General features: G+C 34.7%; 27 protein-coding genes and 1 pseudogene. 8 read left to right on the forward strand and 20 right to left on the reverse strand.

What is annotated here, in order from left to right:
* Window positions 1–3 precede the first annotated feature (3 nt).
* From ACMHJ2_RS09825 to ACMHJ2_RS09840, 4 genes are all read right to left on the reverse strand, one after another.
* Complete coding sequence (locus tag ACMHJ2_RS09825) at window positions 4–750, reverse strand: rhomboid family intramembrane serine protease (protein WP_413512722.1); 747 nt, start codon at window positions 748–750, stop codon at window positions 4–6.
* Complete coding sequence (mutL, locus tag ACMHJ2_RS09830) at window positions 750–2,855, reverse strand: DNA mismatch repair endonuclease MutL (RefSeq protein WP_413512723.1); 2,106 nt, start codon at window positions 2,853–2,855, stop codon at window positions 750–752. Before mutL ends, ACMHJ2_RS09825 begins: the two co-directional genes overlap by 1 nt.
* A gap of 155 nt (window positions 2,856–3,010) precedes the next feature.
* Window positions 3,011–3,499: a 6,7-dimethyl-8-ribityllumazine synthase gene (gene ribH, locus ACMHJ2_RS09835; protein WP_413512724.1), complete on the reverse strand. Its 489-nt coding sequence runs from the start codon at window positions 3,497–3,499 to the stop codon at window positions 3,011–3,013.
* 1 nt (window position 3,500) lies between these two features.
* Window positions 3,501–4,289 (reverse strand): tetratricopeptide repeat protein, encoded by a 789-nt coding sequence (locus ACMHJ2_RS09840; RefSeq protein ID WP_413512725.1) that lies wholly within the window; start codon window positions 4,287–4,289, stop codon window positions 3,501–3,503.
* Window positions 4,290–4,423: 134 nt separating this feature from the next.
* Here ACMHJ2_RS09840 and recF point away from each other — a divergent pair, with 134 nt between their 5' ends.
* The 7 genes from recF (at window position 4,424) to ACMHJ2_RS09875 (ending at window position 11,496) form a co-directional block, all read left to right on the forward strand.
* Window positions 4,424–5,506: a DNA replication/repair protein RecF gene (gene recF / locus ACMHJ2_RS09845; RefSeq protein ID WP_413512726.1), complete on the forward strand. Its 1,083-nt coding sequence runs from the start codon at window positions 4,424–4,426 to the stop codon at window positions 5,504–5,506.
* 26 nt (window positions 5,507–5,532) lie between these two features.
* Entirely contained in the window at window positions 5,533–6,543 is a 1,011-nt protein-coding gene (gene murB / locus ACMHJ2_RS09850) for a UDP-N-acetylmuramate dehydrogenase (RefSeq protein ID WP_413512727.1), read from the forward strand.
* Window positions 6,544–6,605: 62 nt separating this feature from the next.
* Window positions 6,606–7,712 (forward strand): glycosyltransferase, encoded by a 1,107-nt coding sequence (locus ACMHJ2_RS09855; RefSeq protein WP_413512728.1) that lies wholly within the window; start codon window positions 6,606–6,608, stop codon window positions 7,710–7,712.
* On the forward strand, window positions 7,709–8,287 hold the full coding sequence (locus ACMHJ2_RS09860; RefSeq protein WP_413512729.1) for an RNA polymerase sigma factor: 579 nt from the start codon (window positions 7,709–7,711) through the stop codon (window positions 8,285–8,287). The genes ACMHJ2_RS09855 and ACMHJ2_RS09860 overlap by 4 nt, the downstream gene beginning before the upstream one ends.
* 311 nt (window positions 8,288–8,598) lie before the next feature.
* Window positions 8,599–10,062 (forward strand): copper-containing nitrite reductase, encoded by a 1,464-nt coding sequence (nirK, locus tag ACMHJ2_RS09865; RefSeq protein ID WP_413512730.1) that lies wholly within the window; start codon window positions 8,599–8,601, stop codon window positions 10,060–10,062.
* 2 nt (window positions 10,063–10,064) lie between these two features.
* A complete protein-coding gene (locus ACMHJ2_RS09870) occupies window positions 10,065–10,844 on the forward strand; it encodes a formylglycine-generating enzyme family protein (protein WP_413512731.1) in 780 nt (259 codons plus the stop codon).
* Between the two features lie 10 nt (window positions 10,845–10,854).
* Complete coding sequence (locus ACMHJ2_RS09875; protein WP_413512732.1) at window positions 10,855–11,496, forward strand: SCO family protein; 642 nt, start codon at window positions 10,855–10,857, stop codon at window positions 11,494–11,496.
* A gap of 311 nt (window positions 11,497–11,807) precedes the next feature.
* Here the strand turns inward: ACMHJ2_RS09875 and ACMHJ2_RS09880 are convergent, their stop codons facing one another.
* The 15 genes and pseudogenes from ACMHJ2_RS09880 to ACMHJ2_RS09950 all read right to left on the reverse strand — a co-directional run bounded on the left by ACMHJ2_RS09880 (window position 11,808) and on the right by ACMHJ2_RS09950 (window position 22,865).
* Window positions 11,808–12,263, reverse strand: coding sequence for a CopD family protein (locus ACMHJ2_RS09880; protein ID WP_413512733.1), 456 nt, complete (start codon window positions 12,261–12,263; stop codon window positions 11,808–11,810).
* Window positions 12,264–12,513: 250 nt separating this feature from the next.
* On the reverse strand, window positions 12,514–13,227 hold the full coding sequence (ric, locus tag ACMHJ2_RS09885; RefSeq protein ID WP_413512734.1) for an iron-sulfur cluster repair di-iron protein: 714 nt from the start codon (window positions 13,225–13,227) through the stop codon (window positions 12,514–12,516).
* Entirely contained in the window at window positions 13,217–15,463 is a 2,247-nt protein-coding gene (locus ACMHJ2_RS09890; RefSeq protein ID WP_413512735.1) for a nitric-oxide reductase large subunit, read from the reverse strand. The genes ric and ACMHJ2_RS09890 overlap by 11 nt, the downstream gene beginning before the upstream one ends.
* Window positions 15,464–15,530: 67 nt before the next feature.
* Window positions 15,531–15,965 carry an RrF2 family transcriptional regulator gene (locus ACMHJ2_RS09895; RefSeq protein ID WP_413512736.1) on the reverse strand — a complete coding sequence of 145 codons (435 nt, stop codon included), beginning with the start codon at window positions 15,963–15,965 and terminating at the stop codon, window positions 15,531–15,533.
* Between the two features lie 135 nt (window positions 15,966–16,100).
* Window positions 16,101–16,430, reverse strand: coding sequence for a DUF721 domain-containing protein (locus ACMHJ2_RS09900; protein WP_413512737.1), 330 nt, complete (start codon window positions 16,428–16,430; stop codon window positions 16,101–16,103).
* Window positions 16,430–16,867: a hypothetical protein gene (locus ACMHJ2_RS09905; protein ID WP_413512738.1), complete on the reverse strand. Its 438-nt coding sequence runs from the start codon at window positions 16,865–16,867 to the stop codon at window positions 16,430–16,432. Before ACMHJ2_RS09905 ends, ACMHJ2_RS09900 begins: the two co-directional genes overlap by 1 nt.
* Before the next feature lie 8 nt (window positions 16,868–16,875).
* Window positions 16,876–17,829, reverse strand: coding sequence for a signal recognition particle-docking protein FtsY (gene ftsY, locus ACMHJ2_RS09910; protein WP_413512739.1), 954 nt, complete (start codon window positions 17,827–17,829; stop codon window positions 16,876–16,878).
* Window positions 17,830–17,964: 135 nt separating this feature from the next.
* A complete protein-coding gene (locus ACMHJ2_RS09915; protein WP_413512740.1) occupies window positions 17,965–18,117 on the reverse strand; it encodes a DUF4295 domain-containing protein in 153 nt (50 codons plus the stop codon).
* 9 nt (window positions 18,118–18,126) lie between these two features.
* Window positions 18,127–18,309 (reverse strand): 50S ribosomal protein L33, encoded by a 183-nt coding sequence (rpmG, locus tag ACMHJ2_RS09920; protein WP_090678208.1) that lies wholly within the window; start codon window positions 18,307–18,309, stop codon window positions 18,127–18,129.
* A 27-nt stretch (window positions 18,310–18,336) separates the two neighbouring features.
* Entirely contained in the window at window positions 18,337–18,573 is a 237-nt protein-coding gene (rpmB, locus tag ACMHJ2_RS09925; protein WP_413512741.1) for a 50S ribosomal protein L28, read from the reverse strand.
* Between the two features lie 82 nt (window positions 18,574–18,655).
* On the reverse strand, window positions 18,656–19,900 hold the full coding sequence (locus ACMHJ2_RS09930) for a CinA family nicotinamide mononucleotide deamidase-related protein (RefSeq protein WP_413512742.1): 1,245 nt from the start codon (window positions 19,898–19,900) through the stop codon (window positions 18,656–18,658).
* A complete protein-coding gene (locus tag ACMHJ2_RS09935) occupies window positions 19,897–20,250 on the reverse strand; it encodes a hypothetical protein (protein WP_413512743.1) in 354 nt (117 codons plus the stop codon). The genes ACMHJ2_RS09930 and ACMHJ2_RS09935 overlap by 4 nt, the downstream gene beginning before the upstream one ends.
* A 6-nt stretch (window positions 20,251–20,256) precedes the next feature.
* On the reverse strand, window positions 20,257–20,868 hold the full coding sequence (locus tag ACMHJ2_RS09940; protein WP_413512744.1) for a fumarylacetoacetate hydrolase family protein: 612 nt from the start codon (window positions 20,866–20,868) through the stop codon (window positions 20,257–20,259).
* A gap of 12 nt (window positions 20,869–20,880) precedes the next feature.
* Complete coding sequence (locus tag ACMHJ2_RS09945) at window positions 20,881–21,654, reverse strand: exonuclease domain-containing protein (protein WP_413512745.1); 774 nt, start codon at window positions 21,652–21,654, stop codon at window positions 20,881–20,883.
* Between the two features lie 179 nt (window positions 21,655–21,833).
* Window positions 21,834–22,865 (reverse strand): annotated as a pseudogene (locus tag ACMHJ2_RS09950) (cytochrome-c peroxidase).
* 231 nt (window positions 22,866–23,096) lie between these two features.
* Between ACMHJ2_RS09950 and ACMHJ2_RS09955 the strand changes: the two are divergent.
* Entirely contained in the window at window positions 23,097–23,543 is a 447-nt protein-coding gene (locus tag ACMHJ2_RS09955; RefSeq protein ID WP_413512746.1) for a hypothetical protein, read from the forward strand.
* Window positions 23,544–23,677: 134 nt separating this feature from the next.
* Here the strand turns inward: ACMHJ2_RS09955 and ACMHJ2_RS09960 are convergent, their stop codons facing one another.
* On the reverse strand, window positions 23,678–24,076 hold the full coding sequence (locus ACMHJ2_RS09960; protein ID WP_413512747.1) for a hypothetical protein: 399 nt from the start codon (window positions 24,074–24,076) through the stop codon (window positions 23,678–23,680).
* Between the last annotated feature and the right edge of the window lie 435 nt (window positions 24,077–24,511).

Here is a 24,511-nt window from a genome sequence, read left to right on the forward strand (position 1 = left end):
TTCTTAATTCCAACGATTGTGTTTGAACTGATTTTGTTTCCAATACCTCACTAGTAAAAATCCAGTAATTGCACCTCCTACGTGAGCGAAATGGGCAATTCCCGTTCCACCACCAAAAATGCTAAAACCTCCAGTAAATCCACCGATTAAGTCAATGGCTAAAATTCCAGGCACAAAGAACTTTGCTTTAATAGGCACTGGAATAAACATCATCATTAACTCCGCATTAGGAAACATATAGGCAAAGGCTACTAAAAATCCATATACGGCTCCCGAAGCTCCTACAACAGGTGTATTAAAAGCTGACAGCAGCGCATGTAAATCAGCCGAACCTAAAACAGATTCCCATTGGAGATTATACTGTCCTCCTCTTAATAAAGCATAGATTTCTGATTCTTGATAACCTGCACTAACTAATTGACTAACGCCATGAGACACAGCATAGAAATTCACGCCCATATGCAATAAAGCTGCTCCTAAACCTGATACTAAAAATAAAAGGTACAATCGCTTGGTTCCAAAAATTGTTTCTAAGGTAGTTCCGAATGAAAATAAGGCGAACATATTAAAAAATATGTGCATATATCCACCATGCATAAACATATAAGTCAAAGGTTGCCAAAATTGAAATTTAGCATTCCCAAAATAATACATCGCTAAATAGTCATACGTTGCAGGCACGAACATACTTCCTACAAACAAAAGAATATTTATAATTAATAACTGTTTTACTCCTTCTGATATTCTCATTACAGTATAAATTTTCGTTCAATATCTTCTACTTTCATCGTGATAAAAGTAGGTTTCATAAATGGCGATATGTTGGGTTCTTTACAACCAAATAAAGAATTCACAATATCTTCTTGTTCTATTTCATTTAAAATTGTTCCTGATTTTACGGCCAAACTTTGCGCCAATGTTTTTGCAATTCGCTCCGTTTGGATGTAATTGGTTTCAGGAATTCCCTCTTGAAAGCTAGTAATCAAATCATCTAAAACAATTTGAGCTTCACTTTCCGCCACATTAACCGGTAATCCCGATAAAATAACGTGATCTTCTTTCATCGCTTCGAAATCAAATCCCATTTGTTTCAATGAGGTTCGGATTTCTTTTAACAACACCACTTCATAGGGTGCATAATACAAAGTTAATGGAAAAAGCAATTGCTGAGAAACCGCATTTGATTTGGTAATATTCCCAATAAACTTTTCATATAAAATACGCTGATGTGCCCGGCCTTGGTTGATAATAACCATTCCTGATTTAATGGGGCTAACAATATATTTTCTCTGAATTTGAAAAGTACGAGAAGCAGATGTTGTTCCCGTATTTTCATCAAATAAACTTCCCGTTATTTCTTCTTCTTCAAAAGTTAAGCCACTCACATCAATTGCACCTCCTTTTCCTTTTAATCCTTCAAAAACTTCTTGCCAAGCACCCACTTCTGCGGCAGATGATCTTTTACTTTCGGTTTTATTGGATTTACTAGCAAAAATAAAAGATTCATCGGCTTTTCTTCCTTCTTGTTTAAACGATGAAAAATCGAGATTTGACTTAGACGTTGTCCCTTTACTTTCAAAAACTTCAGAATCTACTTCTTCTACTTCTTCCTCTTTACGCAAAAAGGAACTTTCTTCAAAAGGATTGAATCCTCTTTCTACAAAATCGGATCTTTCTTCATCTAACAGGCGCGTTGAGGCTTGTTTAAATGGATTAAAGATCTCTTCTTCGGGATTTAAGAATTCGTTGCTAAAAGGATTATAATGGGTATCTATTTCAATCAAAGGGGTATCCACTTCTTTATCCTTAAACTCATAAGGAACATCTAAAGCATCATCCCGATGAAAATCAAGTACAGGTGCTACATTAAACTGTCCTAAGCTGTGTTTAATAGCCGAACGCAAAATACTGTATAAAGCCTGTTCATCGTCAAATTTTATCTCTGTTTTGGTTGGATGAATATTGATATCAATGGAATTAGTAGGTACCGTTAGATAAATAAAATAAGTAGGCTGTGTTCCGTCTTTTAACAAGCCTTCATAAGCAGCTAAAACAGAATGATGGAGGTAGCCATTTCGAATAAAGCGATCATTAACAAAAAAGAACTGTTCTCCGCGGCTCTTTTTTGCAAATTCCGGTTTACCAATAAAACCGCGAATTGTAACGATTTCCGTTATCTCTTCGATGGGTACTAATTTTTCATTGGTTTTGACTCCAAATACATTAACAATTCGCTGACGCAAATTAGAGCTCGGTAAGTTAAACACTTCACTTCCGTTGTGAATCAGGGTAAAACTAATGGCAGGGTGCACTAAAGTAATGCGTTCAAATTCATCAATAATATTTCGTAATTCGACATTATTAGACTTCAAGAAATTTCTTCTTGCAGGGATATTAAAGAACAGATTTTTAACGGAGAAAACGGTTCCTGGTGGTGTCACAGTAACTTCTTGAGTCATCACTTTAGATCCTTCGATCACCAGGTGAGTTCCCAGTTCACTTGTGTGCATACACGTTTTCAAATCTACATGTGCAATCGCAGCAATAGACGCTAAGGCTTCACCTCGAAATCCTTTGGTTTGTAGGGCAAATAAATCTTCTGCTTTGGAGATTTTTGATGTTGCATGGCGTTCAAAAGCCATTCTGGCATCGGTTTCATTCATTCCCTTGCCATTATCGATTACTTGAATTAAGGTTTTCCCAGCATCTTTCAGTACCAATTTAATTTCCGTTGCATCTGCATCAACCGCATTTTCAATCAATTCCTTAACAACAGAAGCGGGTCGTTGAACCACTTCTCCTGCGGCAATTTGATTGGCTACGTGATCTGGTAATAATCGAATAATATTAGACATTTAAAAAATGAAGATTTTTTTTGATTAAAAATTTTTACTCTATTTCTACAAATTTAATTAAATAAATAGGGGAATTACTTCCTTAACTATTTTTTCACTTTTCAATTTGTATAATAAAAAAAAGCCTGCTTTTACACAGGCTTATCTTTTTGTTTTTATAAACGATTTAAAGCAATCATTTTCAGGGCAGTGACCGCGGCCTCTATGCCTTTATTCCCCATATCTCCGCCGCTTCGAGCGAGAGATTGTTCAATTGTGTTATCTGTGAGAACACAAAAGATAACTGGAATATCCGCTATTAAGTTTAAATCTTTAATTCCGTGTGTAACGCCTTCACAAACAAATTCAAAATGCATCGTTTCTCCTTTGATAACACAGCCAATAACAATAACTGCATCTAAATCTTCAAAGCGCTCGATTATGCGTTTCGCACCAAAGATGAGTTCAAAGCTTCCGGGAACATCCCAACGAATTAAACTTTCTTCTGCTAGACCACAATCTAAAAGTGTTTTTTTAGCTCCGTCAAATAAACCATTTGTAATTGTATCATTCCAATTCGAAACTACAATTCCAACTTTCATATCTTGAGCGGAAGGCAATGTTGTTTTATCGTATGCGGATAAATTTTTATTTGCTGTTGCCATATTATTGAGCAAGACCGATTAAAGATTCTACTAACGTTGCTTCCATTGCTGTTGAGTAGTTATTCTTAATCTCTGTAAATAATTTTAATGCTTCTGCTTTTTTTCCATCTTCTAAAGCAGCAAGTCCTGCTTTATATAAGAATCGAGGTGTACTGAAATCATTTTTATTGTGATCTGCTGCTTTTTTGTAATACTCTAAAGCATCTGCTTGTTGTCCTAATTCAGAGAAAGCATCTCCAATAGCCCCTAGAGCTAAAGATCCTACGATGATATCTGAACCTAATTTATATTGTTCTAATTGTTCAATCGCTTTTTTATACTCCCCTTGATTTAGGTAAGTAGTTCCCGCATAATAATGCGCTAGATTAGCTGATTGTGTACCTTTATAGTTTTCAATAATGCCTAAGAATCCCAATTTACCTTCTCCACCATTTAAGGCTAAGTTGAATAAAGATTGTTTATCTGCTTCGTTTGTAAAAGCATCATTATAGTAGGCTTGTGCTTGAAACATCTCATTAGATGCTTCTTCGTTTTTAGGTTCAACTACAAACTTATTATACCCAACATAACCAATAGTAACCAAAGCAATTGCTCCAACGATTCCAAAAATTGCTTTTTGGTTTCTCGCTACCCAACCTTCCATTTTGTTTGCTCCTTGATCTAAGGAATTAAATACCTCTGCCGTAGTACTTTTAGAAGTATCAACTGAACTATACTGATCAAATTCGTTATCTGCCGTTTCGTCTTGCGGTTTAGGAGCTTTATAACCTCTTTTATTATAAGTTGCCATGTATAAAAAGTTTAATGAAAGGCAAAAATATGATTTTTATTGTAATATAAAAGTGCTTACTATTAATATTTTTGATAATTTGCAACCAAATTAGACAATACTATCACTCACTCGTTAAAAACACCTATATTCCCGTGTATTTAAAAAAAATAGATCTTCTAAATTTTAAAAACATTGAAGATAAATCTTTTGAATTTAATGCTAAAATAAACTGTTTTATTGGACTCAATGGCGTTGGTAAAACCAATATTTTAGATTCCATCTATTATATTGCTTATGGGCGTAGTTATTTTAATCCCATTGCAGTACAAAACATCAAACACGATGCTGATTTTTTTGTTATAGAGGGTCTGTTTGAAAAAAATGAGCAAAGTGAGCATATTTTATGTAGCTTAAAAAAAGGGCAAAAAAAAATCCTTAAACGCAACAATAAAAACTACGAGCGTTTTTCAGATCACTTCGGGTTTATTCCTCTAGTTATTATTTCTCCTTCAGACAGTGATTTAATCACTGAAGGGAGTGAAACAAGACGCAAATTCTTGGATAGTGTTATCTCTCAAATGAACAGTAGCTATTTACAGTTATTGATTCAACATCAAAAATTAATTACTCAACGCAATGCTTTGTTGAAGAGTTTTGCAAGCAATGCTTTTTTTGATCGGGATACCCTTGAGATTTACAATGAGCAAATTGAGACTATTGCTCAACCTATTTATGAAATACGCCGGAATTTTTTAAGTGAATTCATTCCTGTTTTCAATCAATATCATCAACTGATAACCGATAGTAAGGATGAGGTTCATTTGGTTTATGAATCACAATTAGAACACCATACGATGCGTGAGCTATTTGATCAAAACATACAAAGAGATCGAGCCTTACAATATACTTCTGTAGGTATTCACAAAGATGATCTTGTTTTTTTACTCAAAGGAAGTCCAATTAAAAAATTTGGATCCCAAGGGCAACAAAAATCTTTTTTAATTGCTTTAAAATTGGCTCAGTTTGAGTTTTTAAAGAAGCAACATGGCACTTCTCCTATTTTGTTATTTGATGATATCTTTGACAAATTAGATGAGCTTCGGGTACGTCAAATTTTAGAATTAGTCAACCTAGATACGTTTGGTCAAATGTTTATTACAGATACCCATTTAGAGCGAACAGAAATGCTTTTAAACTCCATCAACCAAGATTTTAAAATCTTTACTGTAGAATAAAACACCCTGATTTCAATTCATACGCTATGATACAAGAAAATATCTCTTTAAAACCCTATAACACCTTTGGTATTGACGTTAAGGCAAAACGCTTTATTGAAGTCAGTTCCCTTGCTGAATTAAAAGACCTTATCCAAGCTACTCCTGGCGAAGACTATTTTGTTCTAAGTGGAGGAAGTAATATGTTATTGACGCAGGATATAGATCCACTTGTAATCAAACTAAATTTAAAAGGGATTCAGGTTATTGAAGAACACGATGATTTTATTCTCATCGAAGCAAAGGCTAGCGAAGTATGGCATGATTTTGTTCAATGGACCTTGGCGAAGGATTATGGTGGATTGGAAAACTTATCCTTAATTCCGGGGCATGTTGGTACTACACCTATTCAGAACATTGGTGCTTATGGCGTTGAAATTAAAGACACTATGATTAGCTGTAAAGCACTGAATATAAAAACGTTAGAAATAGAAGAATTTACGCAAGCTCAATGCCAATTTGACTATAGAGAAAGTATCTTTAAAAAAGAAGCTAAAGATCAATACATTATTCTTTCTGTCGTTTATAAATTGACCAAAAAAGACCATATTCTACATACTAATTATGGTGTAATTCAGGCAGAATTAGCCACTATGGGCATTACATCTCCAACCATTCAAGCGATTAGTCGTGCTGTTATTGCGATTCGCAGTAGTAAATTACCTAATCCTGCAGAAATAGGGAATAGTGGAAGTTTTTTCAAAAATCCGATTATTTCCAAAGACTTATTCGAAATCTTGCTAAAAAAGTATCCAACACTACCATCTTACCCAATTAATGAAGCGTCTATTAAAATTCCCGCAGGTTGGTTAATAGAAACGATTGGATACAAAGGATATCGAATTGGCGATGCTGGCGTCCACCAGAAACAAGCACTCGTATTAGTAAACTATGGAAAAGCGGAAGGAGTGGAAATAAAAAAACTATCCGAAACAATTCAGAATGAAGTGTTTAACACTTTTGAAATCAATTTAGAAACTGAAGTGAATATCTTTTAGATATATTGCATAAAAAAGTGATTATTGATACCTTTGCACCTTGCTAAAAAGTTACATACCCTATGCTAACCATCTTATTTTACATACTGATAGGTATTCTCCTCTTTCAGGCTCTTTATTATGTCGTATTATATAGTAATATTGCATTCAATGGGTCTTTAAAGAGTAAACCTAATGTTCAGGATACGCCCGTTTCTGTCGTGGTGTATATCAAGGATAATGAGGCAGAACTCCCTCTATTTCTCGAAGCCTTAGTTGCCCAAGAATATACTTGTTTTGAACTTGTTTTGGTCGATAATGCATCCGAAGATGAAAGCTTAGTGTTACTAGAGCAATTTGTAGCCCAACATAAATTTGCTAAATTAGTTCATGTGAACAACAATGAAGCCTTTTGGGGGAATAAAAAATATGCTTTAACGCTAGGTATTAAAGTTACGTCTTTTGATACTCTTTTATTCACTGAACCTAAAGCATTACCTAACTCGCCTCATTGGATATCGAGTATGGCTTCTCTTTTTACGGCTAGAAAACAAGTAGTCATTGCGCATACTTCTCTACAAAAAAAGAAAAAGAGTTTAAGCAATAAATATGCGAGATTTCAATTCTTTTTAAAAACGCTCCACAACTTTGTTTGGGTTGAGATGGGTAAACCTTTCTGTGGAAATAGTTACAATCAAGCCTATAAAAAAAATCTTTTCTACCAAGTAAATGGTTTTATCAAAGAGATGAAAATTACCCATGGGGAGGAGCAAGAATTTATTAGACATATTGCTACTAAATCAAATATAGCTCTTACGATTGTTCCTGAGAGTATGAATACCATCGAGCTGAAAACGTCTTGGCATACTTCGTTTCAAATCCAAAGAAAAAACGATTTACTATTGAAGCGAACCAATTTTTTCAATCAACTGAAAATAAGATTTTATCATTTCACCATCTTAGTATCTTATGTATTATTTGCTGTTCTATTGCTCCATTTATATCAGTGGGAAATTGTGCTGGGAATTTTTGTTATTCGCTATTTAATTACTATCTTCTACTTTGCAAAAATTTTAAAGAATTTCAATGAAAAGGATTTAGTTTGGCTGTTTCCTTTCTTTGAATTCACTCATATACTATCTGGCCATTATTTTGCGTTTAAACACTTTATCACACGTAAGAAAATTTGAAAACAAACGGAACTAATCAAAATATAGAAGCAGCAAAAAAAGGAGATCAATCAGCCTTTACTTCTCTATTAAATCAGTATTGGCATGAAGTATATCACTTTATCCTTAAACAAACAGGAAACGAAACCGATGCAGAAGACATTACTATTGAAACTTTTTCTAAGGCCTTTAGTAGTATTGAATCCTATGATGCTAAATTCGCTTTTAATACGTGGCTTTTAACTATTGCTAAGCACACCTATATTGATTTGATTCGAAAAAGAAAAAATGTTTTATTTGTTGATTTATCAGATGAAGAGAATCAACAATACAATAATATAATTGACGAATCAGAGACGATTGAAGATGAATTAATCCGAGAGCAAAATTTAGAAATATTTAAAAATTACATTCGCCTCTTAAAACCCCATTACCAAGAAGTAATTGAACTGAGATTCTTTCAGGAATTATCATATAATGAAATTGCGAGTATTCTCAATGAACCTTTAAATAATGTCAAAATTAAAATAATGCGTGCAAAAAAATTATTGGCAGAAATTATTTTAAAACAAATTGATCAAAATTTTACCATTTAGAAGACAAACCACATCGATTCCTACGACGAATCAAGTCCAAAAGATACACAAAAAACGAGGTTGGCTTTAAGCCACCTTTTTTTAGGGTATGCAGACAAAGTACACCTCTTTTACCTACCTTATTTCTTATCCTTATTTTCCACTCCTTTCAAAACATTCAAATCTAAAAATACTGTTTTCCAAATCATTACCTTAAAACAAGTGTACTAAATTAAAACTCACTTTGTTAATAAAACTGATAAATATCACCATAAAGGACAAATTTGTCTTCTATATTTGAAGTACAAAAATAAACTAATAAAGTGATACTTATGAATTCGAAATCACGCAATTTAAAGGAGCAACTTGGAGTACTCGCATTGGCTTTAAGTTTAGTATTTTTGGGAGGTTGCTCTCAAAAAGAATCGCAAGTTACCAAGAATGCCGATTGGGCAGAAGGACTAGTAGTTCATGGTGAAAAGGAAGCTGAATTAACCTCTCCTCCTTTTGTACCAAAGCCCGTTGGTAAAAGAGCGGCTACGAAATTAAACGTAAATCTAGAAATTCTCGAACAAGAAGGTGAAATAGTAGATGGTGTAAAGTATATGTATTGGACCTTTGGCGGTACAGTACCTGGTAGCTTTATTCGCACCCGTGTGGGCGATGAGGTTGAATTCACGCTTAAAAATCACCCAGACAATAAATTACCTCATAATATTGACCTGCATGCAGTAACGGGTCCTGGAGGAGGTGCCGCATCTTCGCTTGTAGCACCCGGGCATGAGGTTACTTTTTCTTTTAAAACACTTCATCCTGGCTTGTACGTTTATCATTGTGCAACTGCTCCGGTAGGTATGCATATTGCCAATGGTATGTATGGATTAATTCTGGTAGAGCCAGAAGGAGGACTCGCTCCCGTTGATAAAGAATACTACATCATGCAAGGGGATTTCTATACGCAAGGCAACTATGGTGAAAAAGGGTTACAACCGTTTGACATGACAAAAGCCATCAAAGAACAACCTGATTATGTTGTGTTCAATGGGCATGTAAATGGTTTGGTCAATGACAATGCCATCACAGCTAAAGTTGGAGAAACCATTCGATTATTTGTAGGGAATGGTGGTCCGAACTTAGTTAGTTCTTTCCATGTTATTGGAGAAATTTTTGATCGCGTACATGTAGAAGGAGGTGATTTAATTAATGAAAACGTACAAACCACGCTCATTCCTGCGGGAGGAGCTGCCATTGTAGAGCTAAAAGTAAATACACCTGGTACATTTGTATTGGTTGATCACTCCATCTTTAGAGCCTTTAATAAAGGAGCTTTAGGAATGTTAAAAGTTGAAGGCGATGAAAATGAAAAAGTATTTGCTGGTAAAATTAGAGAAGGCATCTACTTACCAGAAGGAGGAACTATTCAAACCATGCCCATAGACGCTGGTAAAAAAGCTATCATTGAAAACAAAACGCTTGCTCAACAGATTACAGACGGAAAAAATATATTTACAAGAACTTGTTTTGCTTGTCATCAAGCGGAAGGTCAAGGGATAGAAGGTATATTCCCTCCCCTTGCCAAGTCCGACTACCTCAATGCAGATGTAAGTAGAGCTATTAAAACGGTAATCAATGGATTACAAGGTGAAATTACCGTTAACAAAATTCAATACAACTCAATCATGACGAGTCAAAACTTAAGTGATCAGGAAATTGCTGACGTACTGACCTATGTATATAATAGTTGGGGGAATAACAAGACCACCGTTACCCCACAAATGGTACAAAAAAATAGATAAAAATGTTTGCTCACCTAATCCTCAAACCTCTTGTATTTTTTCTGAGCGTACTGACCTTAACTGTGTCGTATGCTCAGCAAGATACACCTATGAAAACCATCAAAGCAGGAACCTTTGTTCCTCTATATCGGAGCACATCGGATGGATACGTCAAAGTCAATGCGTTTAAACTTGATCAGTATGCGGTTACGAACGAGCAATTCACTGCATTTTTGAAGAAAAATCCAACGTATCAACGTTCGCAAATCAAAGCTATTTTTGCGAATAAAAGTTATTTATCCCATTGGAAAGGTGACTTAGATTATGGCGATTTAAACCCTAAGGCACCTGTAACGAATGTATCTTGGTTTGCGGCAAAAAAATACTGTGAATGCCAAGGAAAACGCCTTCCTACTATGGATGAATGGGAATATGTAGCCATGGCGGATGCAAATAATATGGATGCTCGAGAGAAAAAAGACTACAATCAATATATTTTAGCTTGGTATGAAACACCTAAAACCTATCTGAATCCAGTGGGCAGTACCTTTAAAAATTACTGGGGTATCTATGATATCCACGGTTTAATTTGGGAATGGGTATCCGACTACAATTCGGTCTTCTTATCTGGTGAGAGCCGAAAAGACAAAGGCAATGACGAGAACTTATTTTGTGGGAGTGCTTCAATAAATGCCACTGATTTAATGGACTATGCTGCCTTTATGCGTTATGGCTTTAGAGGAAGTCTTAGAGCTAATTTTACCACAAAGAATTTAGGTTTTAGATGTGCTCAAAACCTCTAAAAAAAAGAATATGAAAAATATAGCTATTGCATTTGCCTTGTGTTTTACTTTGTGTTTTACAGGTTGCAAAAAAACTGGAACAGTAGAGCCAATCGCAACACCCGCAGCAAGGGAACAACTGACGGAACAATCAACGCCTAAACAGGAAATATCAGACCTCTCGATTTACAATCTTCCCTCCACTTGGACTACCCAAGACGGAACAGATATAGAACTTAAGGATCTTCAAGGTAATGTCTTGGTAATGGTTATGATTTATACCTCTTGCAAAGCTGCTTGTCCGCGATTAGTAGCCGATATGCGCAACATAGAAGAAAGAGTAAAAGGCAAAAATTTGGCCAAGGTAAAATATGTACTTGTAAGTATAGACCCTGAAGTCGATACTCCAGAGCGACTAAAAGCCTTTGCAAAAGAAAATAAAATGGATGGCAATCAATGGTTATTTTTGCGTTCATCAGAAGAAAATACACGCGAATTTGCAGCTACTTTGGCTGTAAACTATAAAAAAATATCTCCCTTAGATTTTTCTCATTCGAACATTATCAGCGTATTTAATACCCAAGGAGAATTAGATTATCAGCAAGAAGGATTGGGGATAGACTATGCGCCTACAGTTAAGGAAATAGAGAAACAATTAGCTTCCATTGACTAGAAAAAAAATTAGTTATAAATTCAATAAGATACTGCTCCAGTAGGTTGACTTACCTCAAGGGCAGTATTTTTTTTAGCTCTATTTCTTTTTGACTACAAAAAAACTCAGAGATATCTCAGATTGAATACTTTCTTATCCATTAAAATCAAGAAACAGCAACAGCAACTCCCTGTTAAACAGAATTGTACAATAACTCATCTGCATGCGGAATACAAGTTAACTTCAATGCCTAAAGACGCATTATTGCAAGATCTATCCCTAGAGCAATGGAAGCAGTCAGCAACGTCTTTAAGAAGACGATAGGTAATTGACTAAGACAAGCCACCATACCGGATAAAACTACCTAAAACAAGCATTACAAGGCTAATTATCGTTACAGCTAAAATATGAAAGGTCATCAAAGGAAGTTTTTTGACATCTACCTTAAGTCGAGGTAAAACAAAAAATTGAGCACTCAAAGCAAATAGTACTATCGTTAGTAAACAAACTAACTTAAAAGAGATAACGCGTTCAATTGGCGTTTCGAAAGCAAACCAAGTGGCTAACTTTACATTATACAGGTAGGCCATCCTTATTCCCGTGATTACCAGCACCAACAAAGCAGGCATGCCAATCCATTCATATCTGCTTTCAAAATTAAACAGCTTTTCTACCGATTTTTCTTTCCAAACCTGAGGTAATATCACCGTAGACAATATAATATGACCACCTACCCAAATGGTAGCTCCTACCAAATGAAGAATTAATAAGAAATGCAACTCGTTCATGATTTGTTAATTAATACGCTTATAAAATCCTCATCAGTAAGGGCTTCTCTTTTTCATTATACCCTTCTAATTTAAACATTAACTAGCTGAAAGGAAACAAAATATGGTATAAATTTTGCTGTTTTTAATAAATAACACGAATAAAAAAAATTAAATAACGCTATGATCTTTTCCTCAGAATTCATTTTTCCTAATTTTAGACAAGAAGCACCTCTGCGTACAAAGGCGCTTCTATTAAAACTAAAAAAAATTAATTCATTTTGTGTTCTAATGCAATCGCACTAGGAAACAAAATATTATTCTCTAAATGAATATGTTTATGTAAGTCTTCTTCAAACTCTTTCAACATGGCATACGTAACCTTATACGTATTACATGCATCCGCAGGGGGCGTATAATTATTGGATAGGGCAGCTATTTTACGAAAACGCTCCCCTTCACCATCATGTTCATGCATCATCATAGCCACTGGATTTTCAACTGTTCCAAAATGAGGAACTTCAATCGGCTGTCCGGTTATCGTTGCTCCTACCATTTTACGCACGAAGGGAAATAAAATCAGTTCCTCTTTTTTCAGATGTTGACTTAACTCTTCAGCACATCCTAAAAACAAAGCATTAATTTCTGCAAGCTCGGGATGTCTTTCTCCATGTACTTTATTCAATTTCGCAAGAAACTGTACTAATACAGGAATTTTTTCTTCGATATAGCGATGATGTGTTTTTTCAATATAGTCCGCTAATAAATCAAGTGGCCAATGTCTAAAATCAATATTATTTTCCGCCTGTTGACTTAATAGACGTTCTAGTTCACCTACTAATTCTTCTGCATTCACTGCTTTTTTTTCGCATACTTCATCAATAGTACGTCCTCCTTTACAGCAAAAATCAATGCCATATTTATTGAATACTGCTGCTGTTCTAAAATCTTCTGCTACAAATGAGCCTACTGTTCTATTTTTCATAATTTCTTTTTTTAATTGTTAATTTAAATATGAATAGCACGATGGCAAAAATACCTACGGCAAATAGTACATCACCGATTGTACGAAGCCATTTTAGTGTAATCATAGTTGGTTGTTGCATCAATTCACTGGATCTCGCATACCACATTCCGTGTTGAATACTTTCGACTGCTTGCCATATACCGATTGGAAGAAGACTCAATAAAGCCATAAGTAACAAGCCCCAATTCAGGGACCAAAAACCTATTTTCAACCATTTATCATTCCACGGTACGTTTCTATACATACTTCTCAAGACAAATAACATCAATCCTATACCTAACATACCATACACACCAAACAGAGCTGTATGTGCATGAAGCGGGGTTGTATTCAATCCTTGTACATAATACAAGGCTATAGGAGGGTTAATAATAAAACCAAATACACCAGCACCTAAGAAATTCCAAAATGCTACAGCTATCATAAAATAAATAGGCCATTTATAGTCTTGCAACCATCCTTTATGTTTAGATATCTTATAGTTTTCAAAAGCTTCATATCCAATTAAAGTTAAAGGCACTACCTCCAACGCACTAAACGTTGCTCCTAAAGCCATAACCGCGGTTGGTGTACCCGAAAAATACAAGTGGTGAAACGTTCCTATAATTCCTCCTGACATAAAAACAATCGTAGAAAATAAAGCTCCATTGGTAGCCGTTTTTGTTTTAATTAATCCCATTCTCACAAATAAGAAAGCCAAAACAACTGTTGCAAATACTTCAAAAAATCCTTCTACCCATAAATGTACGACCCACCATCTCCAATATTCAGCAATGGCTAAATTCGTTTGTCTTCCCCACATTAACCCAGCACCATAGAACAACGCAATAGCACCACATGAAATTAAAAATAGAATAATAAGGTTGCGATGACTTCCTCTTGCTTTTAGTACCGGAATCAAAGGTCTAATCATAAGTGCTAGCCATACAAAGAGTCCTACAAACAAGAATATTTGCCAGAAACGTCCTAAATCAACGTATTCATATCCTTGGTGTCCAAACCAGAAGTTTTGTACTAAATCCAATTTTTGCATGATACCAAACCATTGTCCAATCATAGACCCCAAGACAATAATTAGCAAAGCCACAAATAAGAAATTTACTCCGAATACTTGAAACTTAGGATCTTTTCCTCCTACAGCAGGAGCAATATATAAACCTGTTCCCAACCAAGCAGTGGCAATCCAAAAAATAGCCAATTGAGTATGCCACGTACGCGTAACGGAATAAGGTAATATTTGATCGATTGGAATACCGTATAAACCTTGTCCTTCTACTCCATAATGGGCAGTGATAATACCTAAGCCCACTTGCAATACCATCAATAAACAGACTACCCAAAAATACTTTTTAAGCATGGTCATACTCTTCGTGGTAACTCCATTAGAAACAGGATCTGCTACAGGTATTAATTCTTCCTCTTCTTTTTTGGAAGCTACGTGGTAATAAATAAGAACACCTACAGCAAAAATAAGTAGAATTATACTCACCCCAGACCAAGCTAACAAAGGTGTAGTGGCCTTATTACCAACTAAATCATCTGCAGGCCAATTGTGCGTATAACTTACCTCACTATCTGGTCGATTGGTTACCGTTGCCCAAGTAGCCCAAAAGAAAAAAGCATTCATTTGTTTTAGCCTAGTTGGGTCTTTAATCGCCTTAGTGGGGATTGCATAATCTTTGCGCAACTGATCAAATTCAGGATCATCTGTAAATAATTTGCTGTAATAGGTATCAAGGTATAAACGCGCTTGATTTCTTTCTTCTGTAATAGTTAAAACGCCTGTAGCATTATCATACGTATTCGATCGAATCATCTGCTGTAGACGCGCTTTTACATAGGCTTGTTCTTCTACGGTGACTTCCGCATACGATTTACCATATTCGCCATTTGCATAATAATCCAACAAGAATAAGGCTTCTCGATGTAAATAGTCTGCGGTCCAATCCGGAGCTACATAAGCCCCATGTCCCCATATCGAACCAACTTCTTGTCCGCCTATACTCTGCCATACATTTTGACCATCCTTAATATCACTTGCTGTCAAGACAACTTGACCCGTGCTTGTTTTGATTTCCGTAGGTACTGGCGGTGCTTCTTGATAAATTTCTATACCAAAGTAACCAAGTACTCCGAATGAGAATAACATAACTACCGTAAATGCTATCCATAATTTTCTTTGACTTATATTCATATTATTTAATAGAAGATGTTTTTATCCTTTATTTTTTTATAAAAAAAGAGGTCTAATTTTTAAACCTCTACATCTTTAAAAAAGTATCCCCAGACTTGGTACCATTGGCTAACTCTTTCAAAGTAGTTGTTTCTAACATTTGTTTTAATCCATTGCGAATTTCTTTAAATTTAAAATGTACAGGACAGGGATGTGTTTCTGAGCACTGCGCTAAGCCTAAGCCACAACCTTTATAGATTGAATCTCCATCGATAACATTAACCACTTCACAAAGTTTTATGTGCTCGAGATATTCTACAGGTATTTCATAACCTCCTCCGACTCCTTTAACAGATACAATAAGGCCACTTTTCGACAGCTTCTGAAGTATTTTAGCGGTAAATGCCTCAGGAGCATCTATTTCCTTTGCAATCTCTTTAAAGCCTACTCTTTCTCCATTTAATGAGGCAACAGCAATAAAGACAACCGAACGAATGGCATATTCACAAGCTTTGGAAAACATAACTATATCGTATTTATAGTACAAATATAAAACATTTATTCAAATAGAAGACAAAAAAGTCTTTTATTTGAATAAATAAAAAGCGATCTGAATTTTTCCTTCAGATCGCTTTCGTATTTCTTATTTTCAAACAAATTATCGCAAGACAATTTCTTTAATTACGTCTCTTTTGAGCTGGTCGTTGAGCATTTGTTTAATTTTGTCTTTTCCATATCCCAATTCATCTCTCACAATAGCGGAAGACAACTTTACGTATAACACCTCACGCTTAAAAACTAAGTCCGTCGTATAGGAAGCGATACCAGGGCCTAAAACTGCTTTCCATGCTTCGTATACTTCAAACTCATTCAACCCATTATCAAGATTGTTTTCCGTTCGAAAAAGCTGTAACAAATCAGACATTCCCTTACCTTCTCTTGTACGAGGGCTAATTTTTTTAGGATTATATGGATTGTATTTACTCACTATTCTTCTTTAATTTGGATGGGATTTGCCCTTTTATAATAATACGTCATTTTATTTTCGTTTTCCATCACCAATTTCTCTTGACTCACGGTGATTACCTTTTCTTTCCAAGTAGAAAAATCCGTTTTATAATCAAGCCAAATAGCTCCGTCTTTTTCTTCAATTGTGAAAGATTCAGGCACATCATTCGTCAAAAACTCGCCATTGAATTGGGGCACCACTTTATAACGTACACCCGTTTGATTTTCTTTCAGTTCAAAATAATCAACCGTAGAATTGATGGTATAATCTTTTTCCGTTCCATCAGGTAATTTTGCTTTTTCAATTTCCCAATAGCCATTGATATGTTGCTCAATCGCTTTTACATCCGCTTTTGATTGACAAGCTTGTAAAGTTACAAGTACGAATAAACTAACTATTATTTTTATGCTGCGCATCTTAAGTTCTATTTAAAGAATGAATCAACGAATTCATATTTATTAAACACTTGTAAATCTTCTAAACCTTCTCCTACGCCGATATAGCGAACTGGAATTCTAAATTCATCCGAAATACCAATTACAACTCCCCCTTTTGCAGTACCATCTAATTTAGTTACAGCTAAAGAAGTAACTTCCGTTGCGGCAGTAAATTGCTTGGCTTGTTCGAAAGCATTTTGTCCGGTTGAACCATCCAATACTAACATGACGTCATGGGGTGCATCAGCAATTACTTTCTGCATAACACGTTTCACTTTAGTAAGCTCATTCATCAAATTCACTTTATTGTGCAAACGCCCAGCTGTGTCAATAATTACCACATCTGCGTTTTGGGTAACCGCCGATTGTAAGGTATCAAACGCTACGGAAGCAGGATCACTACCCATTTGTTGACGTACAATAGGAACACCTACGCGATCTGCCCAAACTTGCAACTGATCAATAGCAGCTGCTCTAAACGTATCAGCAGCACCTAAAACAACATGTAAACCAGCCTTTTTAAACTGATAAGCCAACTTTCCTATTGTTGTTGTTTTTCCAGCTCCATTTACACCAACCACCATAATGACATACGGTTTCTTATCTTTTGGAATCTCAAATTCAGTTGATTCACCAAGTGTTGTTTCGGATAACAAACTGGCAATTTCTTCTCTAAGAATTTGATTTAATTCGTCTGTTCCCACATATTTATCACGGGTAACTCTAGCTTCAATACGCGCTATAATTTTTAAAGTCGTATTTACTCCAACATCTGAGCTAACCAAAACCTCTTCTAGATTGTCTAAAACATCGTCATCTACCTTTGATTTACCCGCTACTGCTTTGGTCAATTTAGAGAAAAAAGAACTCTTAGATTGTTCTAATCCTTTATCTAAAGTTTCCTTTTTTTCTGAAGAAAATATTCTTTTAAAAAAACTCATAACATTCTTATTAGTTGATACAAATATAAAGAATAAAAGTATACCATATCACAGCATCTGTGATAACTCAATGATATAAAAATGAAAAAAGCTACCTAGTAAGGCAGCTTTTATTCATAATATTTTAATGGTAAATTACTTCTTATTTAAGAAATCTTCAACAAAATCAGGAGCCATTACAGACTCAACAAATGTATAAGCACCTGTTTTTGGAGATCTAACCATTTTAATTGCTTTAGTCAACTTTTTAGAAGTTGTTCTTAAAGATGCTACGGTTTTCTTTGCCATGACTACTAATTATTTAATTTCTTTATGAATAGTAACTTTTTTCATGATAGGATTGAATTTCTTAATTTCCAATCTATCTGGTGTGTTTTTCTTGTTCTTAGTAGTGATGTATCTTGAAGTACCTGCTAAACCAGATGCTTTATGTTCTGTACACTCTAAGATTACTTGGATTCTATTACCTTTCTTTGCCATCGTTTTCCTTGATTTTTATGGTGCGAATTATTTTATAAATCCTTTTACTTTTGCTTTTTTCAAAACAGCAGTAATACCTTTCTTATTAATTGTTTTTAATGCAGTGGTAGACAATTTTAATGTTACCCATCTGTCTTCTTCAGCAATGTAAAAACGTTTTTTAATTAAGTTTACAGAAAACTTTCTTTTAGTTTTATTCATCGCGTGAGATACGTTGTTTCCAACCATCGCTCTCTTTCCAGTAATTTCACAAACTCTTGACATTATATCTAATTCTTTTATTATCAATACTCAAAATCAGGGTGCAAAGAAACGAAAAAGTTTTTTACCAAACAATATCTTTTAATTATTTTTTTAATATTTCGTTATAAACCAACTCTAACGCTCTGCTAATTGTACGTTCAATTACCTGTTCTCTTGGCTGACCTAATTCATATTTTACCGCATACGTACCCTTACTGGATGAAATCCCCACATATACTGTACCTACTTCAACCGCTGAATCCCCTTTGGTTGGCCCAGCATTTCCAGTGGTCGAAACCGCATAGTCAGAATGGAATTTTTGACGGGCTTGCTCGGCCATTTCACACGCCACTTGACTACTAACAACACTATAATCAGTTATAGTCTCTTTTTTAACCCCTAAGACCTCTTCTTTAGCTTGAGTAGCATAAGATACCACACCCCCTTTAAAATAAGCTGAGGCGCCTTCTTTAGCACTAAACAGAACGGCTAGTCGACCACCCGTACAACTTTCTGCACAAGCAATTGTTTTGCCTTCTGCTTTTAATTTTTCAATAACAACATCAGAACGACTCAAGTCTTCATAAGCGCGAATGTGTTCTTTCACTAACGGCGGAATAGCTGCAATAATTCTATTTAATCGATTTTCAATTTTCAATTTATCCTCTCCTGTAGAAGACAAACGCAAACGCACCCTACCTCTACTTGGCAGATAAGCCAATTGCACATCCGCAGGTAATGCCTCTTCCCAATCTGTTAAGTATTCCGCTAAAAGGCTCTCGCCAATTCCGTAAACAACACTTGTTTTATGGACGTTAAATCGCAACGTAAACTGCTCTTTTAAGATTGGCGTCAAAACATGCTCTACAATACCTTTCATTTCAAAAGGAACACCAGGTAAAGAAACATAGTGTGTTTGCTCTTTTTTAAGCAGCATACCAGGAGCTGTTCCCAGCTGATTAAACAAAACCGTTGCTTTAGAAGGAACCAGTGCCTGTTTTTGATTGATCTCTGACATGGGCCTTTTAAAAAGGTTCTCTATCATTTGTTTTACATGAGCGAGAACCGCTGTATTTTCCACCAAAACATCCTCAAAAAAATCGCAAAACACTTGTTTGGTTAAATCGTCTTTCGTTGGACCAAGGCCTCCCGTTATCACAACCAAGTCCACGCGATTCAACTGTCTATTCATCGCTTCTTTTATAGCGAGTTCTGAATCAGAAATTGACAGTATCTCTACCATTTCAAACCCTAATTTATCGAGGTAATTAGCTAGATAGTTCGAATTGGTATCTACGATTTGTCCAATCAAGATTTCATCTCCTATGGTTATGATAGTTGCTTTCATTCTACGACAATATGATAATCTTTCGCAATTTCTTTTGCTGCAGAGCGCAAGTGCTTTTTCAGCAATTTATACACTTCTTTTATTTCTTTGGTTTTTCCTTTTCGTTCAATCCACTTTTGAATGCTATTAAACTCTTCAAACGCTTGATCCATCCCTAAAGTTTCTACAATAGGTTGTAAGATGGTTACGTGTTTTTGAAGCTTTTCATAATTCTTAGCATCAATGTGTTTTTTTATCTTGTCTAACCGCTTAGACATTTGTTTGACGTAAGAAACAAGTTCTTCTACAACGAGTTCTTCTTTATTATTATGCTTGGCATATAATGATTTTACATCATAAAAAAGGGCCATAAATAGTTATTTTACAATTATATCAAAAACTCTTTTATCTTCTAAGAAACCTTCTAAAGTATCTCCCGCGCTAACTTTCCCAACCCCTGCAGGCGTACCTGTGAAAATTAAATCTCCTTTTTTCAATGTAAAGTACTTAGACACTTCTGCTATTAATTCATCTATTTTCCAGATCATTTGTTCCGTAGTAGCTTGTTGTACAGGCAATCCATTTTTGAGCAATGAAAAGCTCAAATCATCTAGAGATTCAAAAACCGTCTTAGAGATAAAATTACCTACCACAGCAGCATTATCAAAAGCCTTTGCTTTTTCCCAAGGCAATCCCTTTTCTTTCAATTTACTTTGTAAGTCACGGGCTGTAAAATCAATCCCCAAAGAAACTTCTTCATAATACTTAGAAGCAAATTTCGCATAAATATGCTTCCCAAGTTTAGTAATTTTCACAACTACTTCAGCCTCATACTGAATATCTTGTGAGAAATCTGGAATAACAAAAGGAAGTTCTTTTCCTAAAAGAGCGCTATCTGGCTTAATAAATAAAACAGGTTCATCGGGTCTTTCATTATTCAATTCCGCGATGTGTTCTACATAATTTCTTCCCACACAGATAATTTTCATACGTCGATTGTTTTATAATTTATTATTCAGCTTTCTCAATTTGATTGCCGTTAAAACTTTTTTAGTGTATAAAGGAAAATCCGCATTTTGAATCCAACCGTAATATCCGGGTTCGTTTTCCAAGACCTCATCCACTAAAACACCTTTGTGCTTGCCAAAGGTAAACACCTCTTTCCCCTCTTCATTCAAGGCGATAAAACCTGCAAAATCAACACTTTTTTTTCTGGTTGTATATTCAGATAAAAGGCGCATATCATTTTCTAAATCCCCATATCTGTCTAATTGCGCTTTTAATATCTCATACGTAGCATGGGTATCAGCAGCTGCAGAATGGGCATTTTCTAAGGTTTCATTGCAATAAAATCGATAAGCCGCACTTAAGGTACGTTCTTCTTTTTTGTGGAAGATGGTTTGAATATCAACGGTAACTCGATTACCTAAATCAAAATCAACCCCTGAACGCAACAATTCTTCTGCTAACAAGGGAATATCGAATCGATCGGAATTAAATCCCGCCAAATCCGAATCCTTTATCATCTGATAAACCAACGGAGCTAATTCTCTAAATGTAGGCTCATTAGCTATCCTATCATCTGTAATTCCATGGATTTTCGAAGACGCTTCTGGAATAGGTCGCTCCGGATTAACTAACCAAGTTTTACTTTCTTTATTTCCATTTGGAAATACTTTTAAAATCGCTATTTCTACAATTCTATCTCTTGCAACATCAATTCCCGTTGTTTCTAAATCAAAAAAACAAATAGGTCTATGTAATTTCAACTCCATACTTCTTGTTTTATTTATCTACAAATATAACAAATGTAAAAGTTTAGCCAATACAAATCCCCTTGATAACTTTCAGTTTCTATTTCCAAAGAAGTAAAACCTATCCTCTTTAAAAAAACAAAAGCCGTTCTTACTAGAACAGCTTTTGTACTATACGTCAAGCAAACGCATGAAGTGTATTAAGAATCGAAAGGAGATTTTTTCACTTCATCTGGGATATCACTTGACAAACTACCCAAAAAAACGGTGATATCCTCAATTTGTTCTTGACTTAATTTAACATTTGCTTGTAAACTCGCCATAATTCGTACAACTTCTTTTAAATCCTGGATAGATCCATCATGGAAATAAGGTCCAGTGTGTGCAATATTCCTTAATCCAGGTACTTTAAAGAAATAATTTTCTGCTTCTTTTTTACTTAAATCCGCTAATCCTTTATCTACTTTACTTGATTTCGTTTCCGTCCAATAATCACCGAAGAGTCCAAATTTTTGGAACATTTGTCCTCCAAGCGCTACACCACTATGACAAGTCGTACAACCTACAGTCATAAAAGCCTCTAATCCTCTTTGTTCCTGTTCAGTTAGCGCTTCATTATCTCATTCTAAGTATTTATCAAACCTACTTTCCGGCATTAATGTGCGTTCAAATGCACCAATAGCACTCGTAATATTTTTAAAGGTTATCGGTTCTTTATCCGTTTTATAAATAGCGGCAAATTTAGTTTTGTAAAGATCAATTTTGCGCAATCTATCTTCTAATTCCTTTTCATCCTTAATGTTGTGCTCCACTGGGTTTAAGATAGGTCCGCCTGCTTGTTCTTCAACATCTTTGGCTCGTCCATCCCAAAATTGCATACTGTGTAGAGCGGCATGAAAAACAGTTGGAGAATTACGTCCACCTAAAGTTCCATCATCTCCTGGTGAAAAAGCAAGATTATCCACGCCATACGTATTTAAATTATGGCAGGAATTACAGCTAATGTTCCCCTCTTTAGACAAGCGAGTATCGAAGTACAAGTACTTTCCTAATTCAACCATAGCAGGATCTAAATCAGGTACATCAACAGAGGATAAGGGTTGGAAGAATGTTTTTGCATTCGTTAGTAACTCAGAATTGCCTTTTTGCACGAACTCGAACGCATTACTCTTATCTTTCTTACATCCTACAAATGATACGAATACGGCTAATAAAACAAGTTTTTTAATCATAATTTTCACTACTTTAATTTGTAGTATTAAATTACGTCCTAATATTCTTCTTAAACGCTGATAAATATCACCTAAAACTACCGTTTCATTTAAAAAAAATGAAACATTACCCCCTAAACCCAAACACATTCGAAGGAAAAACACGTTAAAAACAAATATTATACAATAAATATTTTGTTTTATTGAATTATTATTTTATTTTGGTCATACCGAATTCTACCCATCAAGCTTATGAAAAAACTATTTCTTCTTACTATACTTGGCTTGGCACCTCTTTTACAGAGTTGTCAGACTACAGAAACCATAGTTTCTTCGCCTTATACTTTAGACAAAAGCAAAACAAAAGTTTTCACAGCTAAAACTTTTATGTTTAAAAATTATTACTTTACCTACAAAGATGGTAAAGCAACTTTAGTATATCAGCAAGACAGTAAGCTTAAAGGTACACAAACACCTGTTTTTCTTACACTTGAAGAAGACCAAAGCTCGAAACGCCACCAATTGTTTGTAGATTCATCCAAACAAATCTCCGTTCGTGTTATCAACAATTATCAAGTTAAATTGAGATTGGACAAAGCTACTTATACACTGTATACAGAAAATTATATAGAGGATGTAAGTTCAGACACTGAAAAAATTCTTGCTAATCTAGCTTTGTGGCGCAAAGACAATTATTAATACCCTTTAAAAAATACTACCTTTAAATAGCACCCTACTAAACTGAATCAAGCCTTCGTTTAAGGGTAACATAAAAATAAAAAAGGTTCTTGGCAACACCAAGAACCTTTTTTATTAGTTACAATTATACTTACTTAATCCAAATATTCTTTTTGGTGATGATCTGCATAATTAACAATTTCATCATAATTGTTCATTTCCAAATTTTCTTCACCAGAATCAAAAAGAACAACGTTTAATCGTTTAAATAACAATCCCAACATTTCCTTTTGTCCTTCTGCATCCAAATCAAATCGCATATTCACTAAATGATTTTTTAGCGGAGTGCTTTTTACTTTATCTACACAAAGTAAAGTCAACTCAAAATCTTGAATTCCTTGTAAAGAAACTCCTACAACTCTAAAACGCTCTTGATCTACATCGAAGTATTCCCCAATACTGCTGATGTAATTACCTTTGTTAACTGCAATCATATCTGATATGTCTGCAGCTACAGTACCTTTAAAATCGTTATACTGTACTTTTGCTTTCATAAACAACAAATTTTAATTTTTTCTATGGTGAATTTAAGAAATATATATATATTTAAAAAACTACCTCTAATTTTTACAAATAGAGCATTTTTACTATCACATCTATAAAAATAGAACACATATTCTACCAAATAACTAAAAAATAAATATTTTAATTAAAAATAATCAAATATAAAATCAAAAAATTAACAGCTGAAAACAAAGAAAATCAACTAATTAATATAAAAATTTAAGAGAAAATCCATGAAATACTAAATTGTGAATAGCTAGTGTTCATTTTAAAATTGCTCTTCTAAATGCGTTTTGTTTTTTGTGTCAATTTAAAGCCTTTCAACCCTATAATTAGCTTTAGTAAAGGAGAAAAGGAAGAGAAATAAAAAACGGAAAGATTACATCCTTCCGTTTTTTAAACTTCTTTTTCTATAACAATCGAAC

It is taken from the genome of Myroides odoratus, from assembly GCF_965118575.1.
GTDB lineage: Bacteria > Bacteroidota > Bacteroidia > Flavobacteriales > Flavobacteriaceae > Flavobacterium > Flavobacterium odoratum_B.